The 545-nt window shown below is 59.8% G+C and carries 1 pseudogene; it reads right to left on the bottom strand.

Features of this window, described 5'->3' with window-relative positions:
* Positions 1-207: 207 nt before the first annotated feature.
* Positions 208-545: pseudogene (locus tag DEQ92_RS21685) on the bottom strand (peptide chain release factor 1); the annotation flags it as partial.

Below are 545 nucleotides of genomic sequence, written 5' to 3'. Positions count from 1 at the left end.
CCTCACAAACTTCCCAGCGTTGTGGAAGACAGGCCCGCCACTCCACTAGCTTCAATCTCCGCTCCAGTCGACAAACAGCATAGCTGCTACTGGTGCCATCGAACCCACCCGGTTTACGGCCGCTCGAGATTGTCTGCGCGACCGGGGACTACCTCCAGACCCTACACTGGGACGCTACGACAACTATGGCGGCCAATACTACTCGGCTTAGTTGATCGGAAACCGGAGGAGCGCTCCAAGACCCCCGAATGCAGTATCGAACTGGGCACCTCGATCTGTGTCAGTCGACACAACGAGACACTCACCGCCTTGGTCGGTCGTCGCTTCCTCCAGCTCACGAATCTCTGCTGGTGGCCGTGCGTCGGAAACGAGAAGGACGTCGACTGCTCCATAGTCGAGGGCGGTTTGCGTTTCATCAGCTCCGTAGGCGACATCTCCACCCTGTCCCAGCGCCGTGAAGAACCGATCGAGGGCTTCCCGTTCCCGTCGGCGCTCAGCATCAGACAGTACGTCCTCGGCACGCTCTACGAGCTGCGAGAGACCCT

Origin of the sequence: Haloferax sp. Atlit-6N, from assembly GCF_003383195.1 — an archaeon.
Taxonomy (GTDB): Archaea; Halobacteriota; Halobacteria; order Halobacteriales; family Haloferacaceae; genus Haloferax; species Haloferax gibbonsii.
This window is presented reverse-complemented; position numbering and strand designations above follow the sequence as displayed.